Source organism: Alteromonas sp. 14N.309.X.WAT.G.H12 (assembly GCF_036697315.1).
GTDB lineage: Bacteria > Pseudomonadota > Gammaproteobacteria > Enterobacterales > Alteromonadaceae > Alteromonas.
Window position 1 is genome coordinate 66,084 of record NZ_JBAHZB010000003.1, and the last position, 16,922, is coordinate 83,005.

Consider the following 16,922-nt stretch of genomic DNA (forward strand, 5'->3'; position numbering starts at 1 on the left):
TACGTTTACATACAATTGTCATATTTCAGTTTTCCTGACAATAAACCGGGATATTTAGCGTAAAGTTGCTGACTTAACGCGGCCACAGCCTCATCGTGCATGTGACGTGGTCTGGGTAAATGGACCTGTTGTTCATGAACAAGTTGCATAGGGTTTGCGCGCAAAACGAGCACGCGATCGGCAATAGCAATGGCCTCCTTTAAATCATGGGTTACGTAAATAACGCTAAATGGCCTTTTACTTTTAAGGTCAATCAGCAGTTGTTTTAGGGTTTCCGCTGAGGGCGTATCAAGGGATGAAAAAGGTTCATCCATTAGCAAGATATCGGGCTCAAATAACATAGCTCGGGCCAAGGCGACCCGTTTACACATGCCGCCAGATAGCTGACCGGGATAAGCATGGGCGACGGCAGAAAGACCGATTTGGTGAAGTAGTTGATGTGCTTGCTTTGTGATAGCCGCACTTTGGATTTGTGCCACAAGGGTGATATTTTCCAGCACCGTTAACCAGGGCATCAAACGGGCTTCCTGAAACATCATGCTGATGTTTTTCGCACTGTTGTTTGCCACGGCTCCGTGAAAATGGGTATCTAGCCCAGCAATGATATTAAGCAGGGTACTTTTTCCTGCCCCGGAAGGACCAATCAGGGCTACAATTTCATTAGTTCTAACGGTACAGGTAAAGTCGCGGATCAACGGCTCATTACCTTCATAGGCCTTATGTTTAATATGCACGTTTAACATTGTCGCCACCGTGATACGTAGCGCTCAATAGGGCGCAAAATGAGACTTTCAATGGCGTACACAATGGCTACGAAGGCCAAGGTGTAGGCCAAAATGGCAGTAACATCAAAAAGTTGAAAATAGCTGGATAATTGGAATCCCACACCGCTGCTACATCCTATCAATTCAACCACCAATACAATTTTCCATACCAGAGCAAGACCACTTCGTGCCGCCGCCAGAAGGTATGGGGCGAGTTGCGGCAGATAGACCTTTAAAAAGGTGCGAATAGGGGATAAATGGTAGACCCGGGCCACATCGAGAAGTTTTGTGTCTATTGCTCTGGCACCTTCTCTTAAGGTAACCGTCACGTTGGGAAGTTTATTGATAATAACCGCAAGCAGTGCTGACTTCTCATTTAACCCAAACCACATAAAACACAAGATAATGGTAACCAGCGCAGGTACGTTCAGTAGCAGGGTGAGTAAGCCGTCGAACCATTCATCAATACGCCGGTAGTGGCCCATCAATAAACCTGCCGCCGAGCCGAAAATTAACGAAAGGCTAAAGGTGATCCCTACTCGTCGTAAGGTCTCGGCAAAATGAAACAGCATATTGCCATGTTGCAGCGCTTCTAGCAGCCGGGTGAAAACAGCTGTGGGAGGCGGTAACAGGTTGGGCGAAAATAGCATGACCACGCCTTGCCAAATAACAAGCATAAGCACCAAGGATAAGAAGCGATTTAGCCGTGGCCCAAACAGGCGCAGGATAATGCTTGCTTGTGGGTTGGTGATATCAGTCATAAGGCCACAGAATATCCGTTGGAACCTGTTCAAAATGGCCGGTGACGTTATCCTCGCCTTGATTGGCTTTTAGGTATTGATAGATCGCATCCATATTGGCTGCAAAATCAGGTTGTGGGGTGACGATGGCGCCTTGTCGGTATATTGTTTTTAAAGGTTCATGGGCCTTTGCTGCAAAGCGTTGAAAAGCTGGTAGTTTCTCCCAGATTGCGTCATGACGGAGCAGTTGTTGGCGGGCGTATTGCGATAAGGCCAGAAACTGCGCAATGGTGCTTGGGTGAGCGCGTGCAAATTGATCTTTAAACACCCATCCTAACATGGGAACGGAGGGGCTAACGCCCTGTTTGGCCAGCAGTTGTTGCAACGTGAGCAGCGTGGGCATGCCATCGGCGTTGAGCTGAGCCGCGTAGTGCCAAAAATTAATCACGGCGTCTAATTCCCCTTGTTGCATCAGTGCGTTTAGCATAGGGGCCGCGGCGAATTTAACCGTGAAATCTTTGTTTGCAATTAAACCGGTTGTTTGGTTGATGTAACTACGAAATAACACCCAGTTTTTGTTCTCTCGCCCACCGGCCACACCCAGGGTTTTGTTTTTCAGATCCTGTAGCGTTTCGATGTTGGCCTGGCCATTCACAACGAGATGTCCGGCATTGGTGGAATAGGGGGAAAAGCGATAGTGGCGGCCCATTTCTAGTTGCCGTACTACCCATAACCAATCGCTGAGTATGACATCCACCTTGTTACCTTGTAGCGCAACAAGGAGCGCTTGGGGAGAGGAGAGAGGCACCACAGATAACGATACGTTATAGGTTTTCTCGAGCTTGAGTTCCTGTATCGTCTGGATTTCCCAGTTGACGGTGCCATACTGCAAAACCCCCACCCGTAAGGTATTGGCCGCAAAAAGCGCGGGGGAAAAAAGGAGGCTGCTGACGGCTAGCAGCAATACACTCACTACGCTTTTCATTAGACACACTACTCAGCCGTAGTGGGGTCGATAATGCTAGTTACCTGATTGATTTCATTTGCCGGCAGGCCGAGTTCTTCGGCGTGTTTGCGGATCATGTCAGCGTCGGGGGCAATGTACACGCAATAGACCTTGTTGGCGGTGACATAGCTTTCTACCCATTGGATTTGGGGGCCAAGATTATTGAGCACGCAACAGGAGTTATCCGACGTCTCTTTTAACTGCTGTGCGGTGAGTTTACCTGCATCGGGAATATTTCTCTCTATGATGAACTTAGGCATGATGGTTCCTTATATTATTGGTGCTATTTGGGTGGCCATAACGAAGGAGAAAATGGCATCCGTTGTGTCAACGGATGCCTGGCTTACGCCTTCTCAGGCAACGCTTTTAGAAAAAGCCCAGAGGGTTGATGTCATAGCTCACCAGCATGTTTTTAGTTTGCTGATAATGATCTAACATCATCTTGTGGTTTTCACGGCCCACCCCTGATTTCTTATAACCACCAAAGGCAGCGTGGGCAGGGTAAGCGTGATAGCAGTTCATCCACACCCGTCCTGCTTGAATACCACGACCCATGCGATAAGCGCGGTTAGTATCCCGTGTCCATAAACCGGCACCTAAACCAAACTCGGTATCGTTGGCGATGGCCAAGGCTTCGGCTTCGTCTTTAAAGGTGGTAATGCCCACCACAGGACCGAAGATCTCTTCCTGGAAAACCCGCATGTCATTGCGGCCTTTAAGCAGTGTAGGTTCGATATAAAAGCCTTTGCTGAAGCCTTCGATATTGGCTGGACCACCACCGATAAGCACTTCAGCACCTTCTTTTTTACCCAATTCCAGATAACCTAAGATCTTGTCATATTGTTCGGCAGAGGCCTGGGCACCCACTTGAGTTTCCGTATCCAGCGGGTTACCCCGTTTAATTTGCTGCGTACGTGCTACAACGAGTGAGATAAAGTCGTCATACATATCTTCCTGAATCAATGCACGGGAAGGACAGGTACAGACTTCGCCTTGGTTAAAGAAGGCGAGAACCATACCTTCCACACATTTGCTCAAGAACTCGTCTTCTTGTTTCATTACATCGCTAAAGTAAATGTTAGGCGATTTTCCACCCAGTTCTACGGTTGATGGAATAATGTTGTCCGCGGCACATTTTAGAATGTGTGCGCCAACCGGGGTGGAGCCGGTAAAAGCAATTTTGGCAATCCGTGTGCTCGTTGCCAGGGCTTGTCCAGCTTCAGCGCCGTAACCATTGACAATATTGAGGACACCGGGAGGTAACAGGTCACCCACCAGTTCAGCGAATACCAGAATAGAGGCTGGAGTTTGTTCTGCCGGTTTAAGCACAACACAGTTACCCGCCGCCAAGGCAGGAGCCAGTTTCCAGGCAGCCATTAACAAGGGGAAGTTCCAGGGAATGATTTGCCCTACTACGCCAAGGGGTTCGTGGAAATGATAGGCCACGGTGTTGTTGTCGATTTCACTGATGCCGCCTTCCTGAGCACGGATACAACCGGCGAAATAACGGAAGTGATCGGCGGCTAAGGGTACATCGGCATTCAGTGTTTCACGCACGGCTTTACCGTTGTCCCAGGTTTCCGCTACCGCAAGTGTTTCAAGGTGGGCTTCAATGCGATCGGCAATTTTAAGAAGCAATTTAGAACGTTCGGTGACGGAAGCTTTGCCCCAAGCAGTTTTTGCTTTGTGAGCGGCATCCAGTGCCAGTTCAATATCCTCTGCGGTAGAGCGAGGAATGGAACAGAACACTTCGTTGTTCACCGGCGAAACGTTGTCGAAGTACTGACCTTTTACTGGGGCGACCCATTCGCCACCAATATAGTTGCCGTATTGTTCTTTAAACGTTACTACTGAGTCTGGTTGTCCAGGTGCTGCGTAAATCATAATTATTACTCCGGTTTTCAATTTTAAAAGCGTTGCCAGATGCCGGGATTTAGCTTACAGAGTAATGATAGTGCCCTGTTGCTCCGGCCCCGGTGACCGGAAATGAGTGTCCTGGTTTTCTCTGGCAATGAAAGCCAGGGCTTAGAAATTCACAATGCCACCAATGGCAATGGTATCGGTGTCTTCCGTCGCATCTCCGATGGATATTTCGTTCATGCTGTATTCAAGTACGAAGGTCACATTACTGTTGACGTTGTAGAACCATGCCGCCTGGGTGGCGTCCATTTCCCAAGGGGTTTCGGTTTCCACTTCTGTGTTGCCGTAAGATAAAACAAAGCGGTTATTGGTGGTTTTGTAAGAGCCCTGTACCAGATACCCGCTGCTTTCTACTTCGTCACCTTCTTCATACAAGAGACTTTGTAAATCCAGGGCGTTGTCCGTAGGGCCAAGTAAAAATCCGATGGCATCGCCAGAGAAACCTGAGGCATGTAAAGCAAAACTACCCAGGTTAACTTTTGCGCCGTAAGACACGCCGTTGGAGTCCACATCTCCTTCGATATCACTTTCAGTTGTTTGGTTCAGGAATCCAACCCACGCATTGAACATGCCGTCGTCAAACTTAGTGGTGTAGGTCAGTTCTGCTTCGATACGAGGCCGACTCTCTTCGCTTTCTCTGTTGGCGCCGTCATCGGTAGAGGTGTTTGATGGATCGATCAGTCCCACCGCCAGTTTGAAGCCACCGCCAAATTCCGGTGAACGGTAAGTAATTTGAGCGGTAGGGAAGGGATAGGTGTAACCACTACCAATGTTACCGAAGGACACGCCTTGACCGTCAATCAGCCCTAAGGTGTCATTAACGTTACCGTAGCCTTGTAGCATCTCATCCATAAAAATATTGCTGCGGTTAAACAGGGTAAAATCTTTACCAATTAATATTTCGCCCCAGTTGGCTCCTACGGTGGCGTAAAATTGTCTGACATCAATGCCGGTAGAGGTCAAGCCTGAGTTACTGTCATTAATACTGACCCAAAATGAACTGCGTCCACCCACTTTCAGGCCGTTGATGTCTTTACTGAAATTCATTCCCAACCAGTTGGGTAGGAAGCCCATTTTTACCCGGGATTGATCCCGTTCGATGCCAGTGATTTCACTGTCAGTACTGCTGTTTGCATAAAAGGTGTTAAATGAGGCGTCCACAGAGACGGTGCCCACTTCGCTATCGTCATACAGTGTGATCGCGCCAAAAGAGGCGGTGCTAACGAAGGTGGTTAAGGCGAAGGCAACAGGTCGTAATTTAAGGCGTTTGTTTTGGTTGTTCATGTGTTTTACCTTTTTAAATTGAATTTTTATTTGGTTGAGCAACATGAACTTCGATCCCGGGTCGCTCTCACCCATGTCTCTGATGCGTTGTCAGAAGACTGTTGTGATGTGTAACGAGTATTGTTGTCGGGGACAAAATTGAAAACTCCCCGATAGGGTCTTTTCCGTTACACTTTAGTCTTTTGCAATAACGGCACCATGGTATTGGTACCAAAGTAGTAGGTATGCCAGTGGCTTCAGGTCGGGTTAAAGAGTCGTAGAGAAATAGCCCATAATAGACCTCTAATATCGCTTCTCAGACTGGGGTTTTATGCTTACTATTTGTGCCCTCGTTATTACGAGAGAATAATGGCTACCGCTAAAGGTGATTAAGGGATAATCCGGTTTTTCCGAATCGTCCTTTAAATTATAGGATTAGTCGTTTTATTCATTGATAAATAGGATGGATGTCCTGATATAAGTGCCGCATCCGACATCCATCTCTCTTTTTCTTCATTATTGCGTTATGTGTACAAAACGGGGTTTTGAGTCGTCAGTTTTTCGAGCTATGAGATGCCCTACTGGCATGTTATAGCTGGAAAAATTGAATTTAAGGATCCACCATGAAAAAAATCGTCGTTGTAGGCGGGGGCGCGGGAGGACTTGAGCTGGTTACACGCTTAAGTAAAAAGCTGGGTCGTAAAGGAAAAGCGGAAATTATCTTGGTCGACCGCAGTAAAACCCATGTTTGGAAACCGTTATTGCATGAGGTTGCTGCCGGTGTCATCGATAAAAACTCCGATGGCGTTGACTATCGAATGCATGCAGTAAGGCACAAGTTTCAGTTTCAATTGGGTAATATGCGCCATCTGGATCAACAAAATAAGCGAATTGTGTTGGATCCCCTTAATGATGAAGAGGGTAACCAAATCCTTCCCGAGCGCACCATTGATTATGACTACCTGGTATTGGCCATGGGCAGTGTGTGTAATGATTTTGGCACCCCAGGTGTGGCCGAGAACTGCTATTTTCTCGACTCTCTGGCTCAGGCGGAACGCTTTCACAAAGCATTGTTAAACCAGTTGCTGCGGATCAACCAATCGTGCACCGAACAAACGGCCTTGCACGTTGCCATTGTTGGCGGTGGGGCAACTGGGACTGAATTAGCGGCACAATTACACCATGTGGCCAATTTGGCGCGGGCATACGGTATGCCAGAGATGTCAGCCGAACGGCTGCAAGTCTCCATTATTGAAGCCGGCCCACGTATTTTACCGGCGTTACCCGAGCGTATTGCCGGAGCGGCGAAAAAAGCCCTCACCGATTTGGGAATTCAAGTGCTAGAAGGAGCCATGGTCTCTGAGGCCACCAAAGACGGTTTTGTGACCAAAGAAGGTAACACTATCGAGGCGGATTTATTGGTTTGGTCTGCGGGGGTTAAAGCGCCGGATTTTCTTGTGGATATGGGGATTTTTGAGACCAATAAAGCCAATCAGGTGTTGGTGAATGAATATCTACAAAGCACCGTCGATGATCATATTTTTGTAATTGGTGATTGTTGTGGCTTTAAGCAAAAAGACGGTTCCTGGGTACCGCCTCGGGCCCAATCTGCTCACCAAATGGCGACCGTGGCGGCAGAAAATATCATGGGTATTTTCAACCACATACCGATGAAAGCATACACCTATAAAGATTACGGCTCACTGGTGCATTTAAGTAAGTACAGTACGGTGGGCAGTTTAATGGGCTCTCTGGTGAACAGCAGCATGTTCATTGAAGGCCGGTTAGCCCGCTTGGTGTATATCTCTTTGTACAATATGCATCAGTTTTCCGTTCATGGCTGGTTTAAGGGCACCATGACGTTACTCGGCCGTAAAGTCAGTAACTTTGTGGGGCCAAAATTAAAACTGCACTAGCGAAAAACGGTTAATGACGAAATATCACCGACAAGGTGAGATCCTGTCGGTGATTAGCCTTTCCTTGACGATAGAATAGCGAGATCTTTCACATTGAAATGACATTTTTTGTAGTCGTTCTCGTGGCTTTGCGACTTTTTTGAGCACGTTATTGGCTTGTCACCTGCTTATTTACCGTTATGCCAATGCGCTTAGCAAGGCGTGCTAAATTCGCTCTATCTACAGATAATTGCTTGGCTGCTTTTGACCAGTTTCCCTTGTACTGCGTTAAGGTTTTTAAAATCAGTTCACGCTGAAAGGCCTGAGTCTGATCTTTTAAACTAATGGGGTGATTTGTGGTGTCATCGACGACAGCTTGCTTAGAGAGAGTGTTCTCACTGACAGAAGGGAGCAGCGTTTGTTCACTGTTTAATTCATTGAGGTGTTTAGGGGTAATAATGGTAATGCCCTGAGGGGTTTCTTCCCTGGCGTACAATGCAGCTCTGGAGATCACGTGTTCTAATTCACGGACATTTCCTGGCCATGGGTATGCAATCAGGTGTGACAGGGTTTGTCTGGCCAAAGTGAGTTGTTGTAAGCCCAATTTACGCCGGGTTTGTTCCGCAAAATAACCGGCCAATAGCGGAATATCATCCCGTCGCTGTCTTAGCGGGGGCACGTGGATGGGAAAGGCGCCTAGGCGGTGGTATAAATCGGCGCGAAAACGGCGGGCTTTTACCTCTTCTTCCATACGTCGGTTTGTGGCGGCTACGATGCGCACATTCACTTTTACCGGTCGGTCTTTACCTACCACCTGAATTTCCTGATTTTGAATCGCCCGTAATAATGTTCCTTGCACTTCTAGCGGTAGTTCGCCAATTTCATCAAGAAACAAGGTGCCACCATCGGCCAGTAGAAATTTGCCTTGGCGGTCTTCGCTGGCACTGGTAAACGCCCCTTTGACATGACCAAATAATTCACTTTCTATGAGGTGTCTGGCGATTGCTGCGCAATTGACGTAAACCAGTGCCTTGTCTTTACGGTTAGATTGCTGATGGATGGCGCGGGCGACAAGCTCTTTGCCCACTCCACTTTCCCCTTCAATGAGAATGGTTAAATCGGAAGGTGCCGCCAGGCGGATGGTTTTGCTGAGCTTTTTTATGGCTTTACTATTGCCAATCATTTCTGCCGAGTTATGTTTCCCGCCTGCCTGTTCATTTAATTCCCGCAATATGTTTTGTGTGTGAGATGACTGGCTTTCAAGTTTGTCCATGCGGCGGGCCGTGGCCAGGATCCGCGAAACCAATTCAGCCATCACATCGAGGGCACCATCGTCGAGTTGATCAAACACATTGGGCTCTATGCTATCGAGGGTCAGTACGCCCATAAGCTGGGCGTGTTTGTATAAGGGTAAGCCCATACACGAATGTACGGACATATCTTCACTGTGACCGATAACCATGCCATCGTAGGGATCCGGTAACGGCGAGTCTGCGGGAAACCGCATTACGACTTTGCGTTGGCATATCTGGTGTAGCCGAGGATGCTCATCAAGCACGAAGCGCCGGCCCATGAGATCGGGACTTAGCCCCCGTTGCGCCATCGGCTCAAGAACGCCTTTTTGGTAAATTAATAGCGCTGCGGCATCACAGTTGATGGTGGCACATACGGCACCTATGATGCTTTCATAGATATTGCTGTGCTCTAATGCGGCGGTTAAATCCATGGCAAAATTGACAAGTGCATGGTTGGATAACTTGGTCATTATGGCGTCACCCTAAATACAAAGATATATTATGACACGATTTAGTCATTTTGACTCTTTTTGTATTATGTCAAAATGACACATAATTGACTTTGTATTTATAAATTATTGATATTAAGTGATATTTTAATTGGCATGAAGTTAGCTATGTGAAGGGTTAAGTAGTCTTTCTTTGTAATCGAAAAACCGCTTTTTTCTTTTATTCCTCATTTTACGTTAACTAGAGTGTACCCATGCTAAGTCAAACTCATATCGATACTGTAAAAGCGACCATTCCTTTACTGGCTTCTGCCGGCACGGCCATTACTGAACATTTTTATGTGCGCATGTTTAAGCATAATCCTGAGCTAAAAAATGTGTTTAATATGACTCACCAAAAAAGTGGCCGTCAGCCTGCGGCACTTTTCGCGGCCATTGCGGCCTATGCCCAAAACATTGATAAACTGGATGTACTCACCGACGCGGTGATGCGTATTGCCCATAAGCATACCAGCTTTAATATTCAGCCTGAGCAGTATGCGATTGTCGGCCATCATCTTATTGAAACCCTGCGAGAGCTTGCCCCTGATGACTTTACCCCTGAAGTTGAAGAGGCCTGGACTGCCGCCTATGGTCAACTGGCCGATATCTTCATCAAGGTAGAAGGTGAATTGTACGAATCACGGGCGCAAAAAGAAGGCGGCTGGAAAGATTTTCGTCGTTTTCGTGTTGTTTCTAAAACACCGGAGTCTGAACTGGTGACAAGCTTCGTGTTGGCCCCCGTAGATGGTGGCCCAGTGATTGATTATCTTCCAGGTCAATACTTAGGCGTGAAAGTGCGTCCCCAAGGCAGTGATTACGACGAAATTAGACAATACTCTTTATCTACCTCACCCAATGGTAAAACCTACCGTATTAGCGTGAAACGGGATGGTGAGGTTGATGCTGCGGGGGTTTTATCCCACTATTTACATGATCATGTTAACGAAGGTGATGAAATCGAAGCGATGCCACCGGCAGGGGATTTTTTCCTTCAACAATCCGACGCTCCCGTGGTGCTGATTTCAGCAGGCGTAGGGCTCACGCCGATGCAAGCTATGCTGGATACCTTAGTCCAACAACAGACGCAGCGCCCCGTTAGCTATTTGCATGCTTGCATTCATGAAGGTCAGCATTCATTTAAAGAACACGTTAAATCCTTGCAAAGTGCGCTGAACTTAACGGTTTATACCTGGTATGAACGCGCTGGCGAACTCAAAGAGGGTGAGTTTGAAGGCCGAATGGATATTGCTGCGATAAAATCCCAGCTACCGCTGAATGACGGCGAGTTTTATCTGTGTGGACCATTGCCCTTTATGTTGGGAATAAAACAACAGCTGCTGGATGCAGGTGTGGCGGATAATCAGATCCATTACGAATTGTTCGGCCCACACCAGAACCTGTAGTGTGCTCGCAGGTTTGTTGTCAATTTAAGCTTGGGATACTTTAAGGCCAACAATACCTGCGCATATTAAGCCTAAGCTAACGAGCTTTACCACGTCTGAAGATTCATCGAATAAAAGGATCCCCATGACCGCCGTGCCGAGGGCGCCGATCCCCACCCAGATGGCGTAGGCGGTGCCAACGGGTAAACTTTTTAGCGCCAATCCCAGTAAAATAAAGCTGGCCGTTAAGGAAACCACGGTGAAAACCGACGGCCAGAGCTTTGTAAAGCCATCAGAATATTTAAGCCCTACCGCCCAGCACACTTCTAAAATGCCCGCAGCAAATACAAAGATCCAGTTCATCAATACCTCTCAATTTTTATGAGGCCGTCCCCGATGAAAATTGAGCGGTGGGGTCGTCCCCACTTCCTGTTGTTCGTTCACTGAGCGCTATTATTTCCGAAGATGGGTCTTCTAGCAAACCATCACGCGCCGTACGATGTGCATTACGCCTGACTTAAGGCATAATTGCTAAGGAAACGGCGCAATGATCACTTAACATGGCCGCTTCGTGCATGTCAGCATAAGGATGTACCTGAACCGGTGACAATATGGATGAGGCAGAGATCCCCCCTAGGATAATATGATCAATGGGCACCGGATAACGGGGGTGGCAGCCAGTCATGTTATCAGTGGCAAGAATAGGGCTGGGTGTTGTGCTTAATAGGGCATGACGAAACCGATTTTGGGGTAAGGAAAGCCGGTGATTAAAATCGCCCATGATAACAAATTTGTGATGGGCAGCTTGTTGTTGGGCTACCCAATCTTCTAAGACGGAGGCTTGACGGCCATAAATTTGGCATGATCGCTCATCGCTGGATTGGTAATCATCAACAAAGCAGCCACTTTTTAAATGTACATTCAACAACGTGATGGGGCCTGACACTTCATCCACCGTAATGGCTAATCCGTAACGCAAGCCCGGCATGTTCAGTGCTAATGCTTTGAAGGTCTCGATATGGGAAATCGGCAGGGCGTTTTTTACCACAAAAGCCACTTTTTGTTGTGTCGATGTATAGCCCGAACCCCGACATTCATAAGCGGGACTATCGGGGCGGGCCGACAAAATAATTTGCCATGTTGGCTCAGGGAAAATCGCCGCTACGGCGGCTTTCGATGCCACTTCTTGCAGGGCAATGATGTCGGCATCCAAGGATTTGGCATAGCGTTTCATTGCTTCTAGTTCTGATGGCTGTCTGGGTTTACAACCTGACAAAGCCGGCGAAGCGAGGTGCTCTGTATTCCATGTTGCCACTTTTAGAGGCTGTTCGGTGACCGTATCAGGAGTGTTAACTTGTGGGGTTTCGGTGGTGCAGGATAGAACGAGAAAGCTTGCTACAATAACAAGCAGGTTGTTTATTTTCATAGTGGGTTAGCCCTTTATCCCATGGCGTGGCAAGGTGATAGGAGGCGGAAAACATCGTCTTTAATATTAGATAATTAACCACCATAACTAAACTATGTTATAACATAGCTGTCTACCTTTGTCTTTAGTGTTCAATGAGGTTGGGTAATCGCTTACTGCGGTCTTGTTAATGCCATTTTTAAACGTAGGGTTTTCTCATGAAATTAGCAAATTATTTCCGCAGACCACGCACTATTCTATTGGCTTTAGTGTGTCTTGGTGGGGTGGGTATAGTGTTAAAGGCGTCTTCCATCACAGCCTTGGTATCCCAGATCGTATCACGTGCTAACTCTGTGTATGTTACCGATGATCCCTTGTTGCAGCAGCGCTTTGAAGGGCAACCCCGCCGGATTATTGGCTGGAGTACCTTATTGCCTGAAGATGAGTTCGAGGTGTTTCAAAAGTATCAATCCAATGTCGACCTACCGCTGCATGAACAAATTTTTACCGCACTACAAGCGTCATTTGATGACCAATATCAGTCATTGCGCCATTCAATGGAAACCGTGCCTGAAATGAATAATCTGTCGGTTCAATTAAGCGGCTTTATCGTGCCAATGGACACCGGTGATGAACATGAAATACTGAGTTTTTTTCTGGTGCCTTATTATGGCGCTTGTATCCATTTTCCACCGCCTTCGCCTAATCAAATGGTGTATGTACGCACGCCCGGTGGATTAAAAATAGAAAAGATTAACGAGCCTATTTCGGTAAGTGGCATTTTACAAACCTCTATGTTTGAAGATCCCATGGGATCATCTGCCTACTTGATGGATGCGGTGAGCATCACGCCTTTTGAAGGGCAGCCGGACGATGTACGAGAACATGATTTTGAAAGATATTAAGGGGCTAAACATAAAAAAAACCGCCAGAAAAATCGGCGGTTTTTTTATGGTGATTTATCTAGTGTTCTTCGGCAATGCCCAGCCAGCTTATGGCAGCCGGTGTCACGGTTAATTCAATATCGCTTGTTACCTCTGCGTCATCCAAATCTACGGTAAGAACGTGCCCTGCAATGGGATCGGCAACATAAACTGTATGGGCATTTTGTGATATGGCCATACTGAAGCTGACGCCTTCGGGCATGGTGGTGAGATCTTCATCACTGATGTCAACACGGGCAGTGACTTCCCAATGTTCGTGATCATCGTGCAGATGCGCCGTTAAGATAGAAAGGTAGCCTTGATCATCTAAAATCAAGAAGTGCTCGCCATCAAAGGAGAAGCCATAACTCACGGGTGTTGCATCGGTTTGAGGCTCCCAGTCAACCACTTCCATTTCACTTTCATCTGGGGCAATAGCCATGATGATTGCGCCGCTTTCTCCCGATACCGAGGCAATGCCGAAAAAGGTATCAGCATCATGATGGGCGTAAACGCTGCCGATGCGGGTATCGGTTAGCTCATCGGTGTTGCCAATTTTTGTCGATTCATAGACTTCGTCATGGGCATGTAGCACCAACAAGCCATCACTACATCCAAACACGGCATAATCGTCGTTTACCGCTGCACCGTGTAAGTCTGGGCATTCACCGGCGAACAATTGTTCCTGTTCGTATTCACCGTCGTGAAGGTGATAAATACCCACACTGTCTGGCAAAATAGGGTTGGCGGACAAGGTGTCACTATCCTCTCTGCGTACAGTGGTAATTAACATGTCATCCACGGGCTCAGCCACACCGTGCATATTCACATCGAAAGTTAATGAAGCAAGGTCATCTGATTGTGCAGCTATATTGGTGTCGGTAAGCACGGTAACCGATGAAACCTGACTGCTGTCGGCATCGCCGTCAAAAAATACCGCCATCTGTCCATCATGGGTAACCACATGTGTGGGACTGCTACCCGTTAGGGTGTAGTCAGACATAACTGGATCTTGCGCATAATCATGTAAATGTTCCACATGATCTTCACGCCATAAACCACTATCGACAAACTCGACTAAATCGTTGCTACGGCTGGTGATCACGGCAAAGCGATAATCCGCCGAACTGCTTAAGGCACTGCCTGAATAGGTAACGGAAAAGCTATCGAGCAAGCTGCCATCATCCAAATCATATATCGCAAGGGCGTTTGTGTCGGCATCCATGACAGATAACCGGCCTAAGCTTTCAATGGTGTATTCGTCGTCATGGTCGTGATCACCATCATCATCGTCCTCGACAATGGGATCTTGCTCTACGATATTGGTTTCGGCATCGCCACAACCGGTTAATAAGATCGTGCCTATAAGTACGGCCAAGTAGCTAAGCTTTCTGCTTGTGTTCATTATTGAGTTCCTTTTAATCGTATTATTTGAAAAATTTAGAAGTAGCCTCTAAGGCCAATGCCGATGCTGCGTCCGGGGCGTGGCGCCAGATCTTTCAAAAATGAAGTGTGAACACGGGCTTCTGTGTCGGTAAGGTTTGTGCCTTTTAAGAATAAGGCGATATCCTGTTGAAAGAGTTGCGTATTATAGGTGACAACGGCGTCTACTAAGGTGTAGCTGTCAGTTGTGGTTTCATAATCAGCAATACGATCTTGTTCGCCGTAGTGGGTAATGTCCAAGTGCGCGCTATATTGTTCTGTTTCGTAACTGAGTTGGGTACCAAATCTTAAGGGCGGTGTACGTGGCAAGTCGCCCCCATCTTTTAAACGGGCTCTGACATAATCGGAAAAGATCTGTGCTTTAAAGGTATCGGTAACCTGCCATGCTATTTGGGCTTCAAAACCATGAAGAATGGCATCATCAGCACCAAATAGGTAAACCGGTAGCTCGTCAGTATGCTCGTCGGTTTCGGCCTCTTCTTCGCCGTGATCGTGATCATGACTGCTTTCGGCAAATAAACCGGTGTTGGTTTGGTAGTAGTAGTTATCTACCTGGTTATAAAATACGTTAAATACAAAGCCGATATCGCCATCTGTTTTTCTAAAACTGATGTCGATATTATTGGCGGTTTCCAAATCGATAGCCTGGCCAGACAAGGCAAAGGCCGCATCCTCATCGCCACTGAGGGCGAACAAGGCGCCTATTTCATAAGTGCCTGTACCAATATGAGGACCAAAAGAAAGGAGTTCAGAGGCAGAGGGTGCCCGTTGAGAACGAGATACAGACAGTGCCACATTGTAGCCTGGCGTGAAATCCCACACGATACCGGCAGAGACAGAGACCGGGGTGAAGGTTTGGTCAACGGCGAAAACTCGACTTACGCTGGTTTCTTCCTCATGATCATGGTCGTGCTCGTCTTCTTCTTCCTCGTCTTCGTGATTGTGTGCGCTCAGTTCGGGCAGTAGCACATTGGGGGCATCGATAGTCACCCGTTCGATTCGAGCACCAAGCTGAACTAAAAAGTCGCCAAAATGCCGTTCTTCCATGATACCAAGTGCCAGCAATTGGGTTTCCGAGGGTGGGGTAAAGGCTTCTTCGCCTTGAGCTGAAACGTCGGCATTTTTGTAATGCAAGCTGATGCCGCCATTCCAGTTGGCAATTTTATTATGCAGCAGTTCAAGACGCACTTCTTGGGTGGTATTTTCAAACAGGGTACCAACGCTTCCTAATTCGATTTCTGCATGTTCATAGTCGGTGTAGCCTGCTTTAAACTGTAGTTGTCTTAGCCATTCACCGTTTACATTATACTCACCAAGCAGCTGTACCTTGGTTTGTTCAAGGTCTGCGTAGACTTGTTCTTCCTCGTCCAGATCCTCTTCATCCCCATGAGAGTGACCGGGAATACCGTATTCACGGTTAAATTGTTCTACCGCGATCCCCAGATAGCCTTCATCAAACAGATAACTCGTTCCTAGGGTAAAACCATTTGATTCTTCGGCGCTGTTTTCAACCGTGTGAGCGCCATCAGGGTCGTCAATGTCAGGGGCTACGGGGGTGTCATAATCATCGGTTTCGCGCCAATAACCATCGGCGTAAAAGCCGATGTCATCAGCACCGGTTGTGACGTTAAATGCCGCCAGTTTTTTATTGTTCACCGAATCAGTTTCCAGTGACCATTCGCCTCGAGTGTCATTGCTAGTGGGAACCCGTCCGTCCACCACGTTGACGACGCCACCAATAGCACCACTGCCGTAAAATAAGGTGGCCGGACCACGCAATACTTCTATTTGCTGAGACGTAGATGCCTCAGATGCTACTGAGTGATCGGGACCGACCCGTGATACATCACTGACATCCAACCCGTTTTGAGCTATTAAAACTCGCGGGCCGCTTAAGCCGCGAATGATGGGCGTACTGGCCACATTGCCATGAAAGTTACTTTGCACTCCCGGTTGCTTTTCTAATGTGTCTCCGAGTGTTGAGGCTTGTTGACGGCGCAGGGTTTCGCCACTTAATACGCTTACCGGTGCCGCCGATTCCATAATGGACATGTGCATGGGCGAGGCAACAATATCAACCACTTCGATGGGAGAACGTTTCAGATAAAATGAGATGGGCGCAACCGCACCATTTTTAACTTGTACGGCTTGATGAAGGTGCGCGTAACCTGGGGACACAATGTGCAGTACATACTCACCTTGAGCAAGATCCGGCAAGGTAAACTTACCGTCTTTGTCGGCAGTGACTGTGACGTTCAGTGATTCAATCTCTACTGTTGCATATTTAAGGGGCGTACCATCTTGGTTTAGCGCCTCTCCGTTTATCGTTGCAGCCATGGCAGCACCGGGCAGTAGCATGCCCATAAGCACCGCCAATTGGGTCCTGTTTTTCATC

Annotated in this window: 14 protein-coding genes; 3 read left to right on the forward strand and 11 right to left on the reverse strand. The window is 47.5% G+C overall.

Annotated elements, in window-relative coordinates:
* Nucleotides 1-5 precede the first annotated feature (5 nt).
* The 6 genes from V5298_RS02770 to V5298_RS02795 all read right to left on the reverse strand — a co-directional run bounded on the left by V5298_RS02770 (nucleotide 6) and on the right by V5298_RS02795 (nucleotide 5,714).
* A complete protein-coding gene (locus V5298_RS02770; RefSeq protein WP_332929941.1) occupies nucleotides 6-743 on the reverse strand; it encodes an ABC transporter ATP-binding protein in 738 nt (245 codons plus the stop codon).
* Complete coding sequence (locus V5298_RS02775; RefSeq protein WP_332929942.1) at nucleotides 737-1,525, reverse strand: ABC transporter permease; 789 nt, start codon at nucleotides 1,523-1,525, stop codon at nucleotides 737-739. Before V5298_RS02775 ends, V5298_RS02770 begins: the two co-directional genes overlap by 7 nt.
* Nucleotides 1,518-2,489, reverse strand: a complete 972-nt coding sequence (locus tag V5298_RS02780; protein ID WP_332929943.1) for an ABC transporter substrate-binding protein — start codon at nucleotides 2,487-2,489, stop codon at nucleotides 1,518-1,520. Before V5298_RS02780 ends, V5298_RS02775 begins: the two co-directional genes overlap by 8 nt.
* A gap of 8 nt (nucleotides 2,490-2,497) precedes the next feature.
* Nucleotides 2,498-2,770 carry a DUF4242 domain-containing protein gene (locus V5298_RS02785; RefSeq protein ID WP_332929944.1) on the reverse strand — a complete coding sequence of 91 codons (273 nt, stop codon included), beginning with the start codon at nucleotides 2,768-2,770 and terminating at the stop codon, nucleotides 2,498-2,500.
* A 106-nt stretch (nucleotides 2,771-2,876) separates the two neighbouring features.
* On the reverse strand, nucleotides 2,877-4,394 hold the full coding sequence (locus tag V5298_RS02790) for an aldehyde dehydrogenase family protein (RefSeq protein ID WP_332929945.1): 1,518 nt from the start codon (nucleotides 4,392-4,394) through the stop codon (nucleotides 2,877-2,879).
* A gap of 141 nt (nucleotides 4,395-4,535) precedes the next feature.
* Nucleotides 4,536-5,714, reverse strand: a complete 1,179-nt coding sequence (locus V5298_RS02795) for a porin (RefSeq protein ID WP_332929946.1) — start codon at nucleotides 5,712-5,714, stop codon at nucleotides 4,536-4,538.
* Between the two features lie 602 nt (nucleotides 5,715-6,316).
* Here V5298_RS02795 and V5298_RS02800 point away from each other — a divergent pair.
* Nucleotides 6,317-7,609 (forward strand): NAD(P)/FAD-dependent oxidoreductase, encoded by a 1,293-nt coding sequence (locus tag V5298_RS02800; RefSeq protein ID WP_332929947.1) that lies wholly within the window; start codon nucleotides 6,317-6,319, stop codon nucleotides 7,607-7,609.
* Nucleotides 7,610-7,757: 148 nt separating this feature from the next.
* Here V5298_RS02800 and norR read toward each other — a convergent pair whose 3' ends face one another.
* On the reverse strand, nucleotides 7,758-9,353 hold the full coding sequence (norR, locus tag V5298_RS02805; RefSeq protein WP_332929948.1) for a nitric oxide reductase transcriptional regulator NorR: 1,596 nt from the start codon (nucleotides 9,351-9,353) through the stop codon (nucleotides 7,758-7,760).
* Nucleotides 9,354-9,586: 233 nt separating this feature from the next.
* Between norR and hmpA the strand changes: the two genes are divergently transcribed.
* Nucleotides 9,587-10,777 (forward strand): NO-inducible flavohemoprotein, encoded by a 1,191-nt coding sequence (gene hmpA, locus V5298_RS02810; protein WP_332929949.1) that lies wholly within the window; start codon nucleotides 9,587-9,589, stop codon nucleotides 10,775-10,777.
* Between the two features lie 24 nt (nucleotides 10,778-10,801).
* Here hmpA and sugE read toward each other — a convergent pair whose 3' ends face one another.
* Nucleotides 10,802-11,119, reverse strand: coding sequence for a quaternary ammonium compound efflux SMR transporter SugE (sugE, locus tag V5298_RS02815; protein ID WP_332929950.1), 318 nt, complete (start codon nucleotides 11,117-11,119; stop codon nucleotides 10,802-10,804).
* Nucleotides 11,120-11,273: 154 nt separating this feature from the next.
* Complete coding sequence (locus tag V5298_RS02820; protein ID WP_332929951.1) at nucleotides 11,274-12,182, reverse strand: endonuclease/exonuclease/phosphatase family protein; 909 nt, start codon at nucleotides 12,180-12,182, stop codon at nucleotides 11,274-11,276.
* A gap of 197 nt (nucleotides 12,183-12,379) precedes the next feature.
* Between V5298_RS02820 and V5298_RS02825 the strand changes: the two genes are divergently transcribed.
* The gene (locus tag V5298_RS02825) at nucleotides 12,380-13,066 is read left to right on the forward strand and encodes a DUF3299 domain-containing protein (protein WP_332929952.1); all 687 of its coding nucleotides are present in this window, start codon (nucleotides 12,380-12,382) and stop codon (nucleotides 13,064-13,066) included.
* 58 nt (nucleotides 13,067-13,124) lie between these two features.
* Here V5298_RS02825 and V5298_RS02830 read toward each other — a convergent pair whose 3' ends face one another.
* Nucleotides 13,125-14,489, reverse strand: a complete 1,365-nt coding sequence (locus V5298_RS02830; RefSeq protein WP_332929953.1) for a 5-methyltetrahydrofolate--homocysteine methyltransferase — start codon at nucleotides 14,487-14,489, stop codon at nucleotides 13,125-13,127.
* 35 nt (nucleotides 14,490-14,524) lie between these two features.
* Entirely contained in the window at nucleotides 14,525-16,921 is a 2,397-nt protein-coding gene (locus tag V5298_RS02835) for a TonB-dependent receptor (protein WP_332929954.1), read from the reverse strand.
* Nucleotide 16,922: the final 1 nt, after the last annotated feature.

What these genes read in the sequence shown, in the direction of transcription:
- V5298_RS02770 (WP_332929941.1), bottom strand. Translation starts at nt 743, where the DNA reads ATGTTAAACGTGCATATTAAACATAAGGCCTATGAAGGTAATGAGCCG.
- V5298_RS02775 (WP_332929942.1), bottom strand. Translation starts at nt 1,525, where the DNA reads ATGACTGATATCACCAACCCACAAGCAAGCATTATCCTGCGCCTGTTT.
- V5298_RS02780 (WP_332929943.1), bottom strand. Translation starts at nt 2,489, where the DNA reads ATGAAAAGCGTAGTGAGTGTATTGCTGCTAGCCGTCAGCAGCCTCCTT.
- V5298_RS02785 (WP_332929944.1), bottom strand. Translation starts at nt 2,770, where the DNA reads ATGCCTAAGTTCATCATAGAGAGAAATATTCCCGATGCAGGTAAACTC.
- V5298_RS02790 (WP_332929945.1), bottom strand. Translation starts at nt 4,394, where the DNA reads ATGATTTACGCAGCACCTGGACAACCAGACTCAGTAGTAACGTTTAAA.
- V5298_RS02795 (WP_332929946.1), bottom strand. Translation starts at nt 5,714, where the DNA reads ATGAACAACCAAAACAAACGCCTTAAATTACGACCTGTTGCCTTCGCC.
- V5298_RS02800 (WP_332929947.1), top strand. Translation starts at nt 6,317, where the DNA reads ATGAAAAAAATCGTCGTTGTAGGCGGGGGCGCGGGAGGACTTGAGCTG.
- norR (WP_332929948.1), bottom strand. Translation starts at nt 9,353, where the DNA reads ATGACCAAGTTATCCAACCATGCACTTGTCAATTTTGCCATGGATTTA.
- hmpA (WP_332929949.1), top strand. Translation starts at nt 9,587, where the DNA reads ATGCTAAGTCAAACTCATATCGATACTGTAAAAGCGACCATTCCTTTA.
- sugE (WP_332929950.1), bottom strand. Translation starts at nt 11,119, where the DNA reads ATGAACTGGATCTTTGTATTTGCTGCGGGCATTTTAGAAGTGTGCTGG.
- V5298_RS02820 (WP_332929951.1), bottom strand. Translation starts at nt 12,182, where the DNA reads ATGAAAATAAACAACCTGCTTGTTATTGTAGCAAGCTTTCTCGTTCTA.
- V5298_RS02825 (WP_332929952.1), top strand. Translation starts at nt 12,380, where the DNA reads ATGAAATTAGCAAATTATTTCCGCAGACCACGCACTATTCTATTGGCT.
- V5298_RS02830 (WP_332929953.1), bottom strand. Translation starts at nt 14,489, where the DNA reads ATGAACACAAGCAGAAAGCTTAGCTACTTGGCCGTACTTATAGGCACG.
- V5298_RS02835 (WP_332929954.1), bottom strand. Translation starts at nt 16,921, where the DNA reads ATGAAAAACAGGACCCAATTGGCGGTGCTTATGGGCATGCTACTGCCC.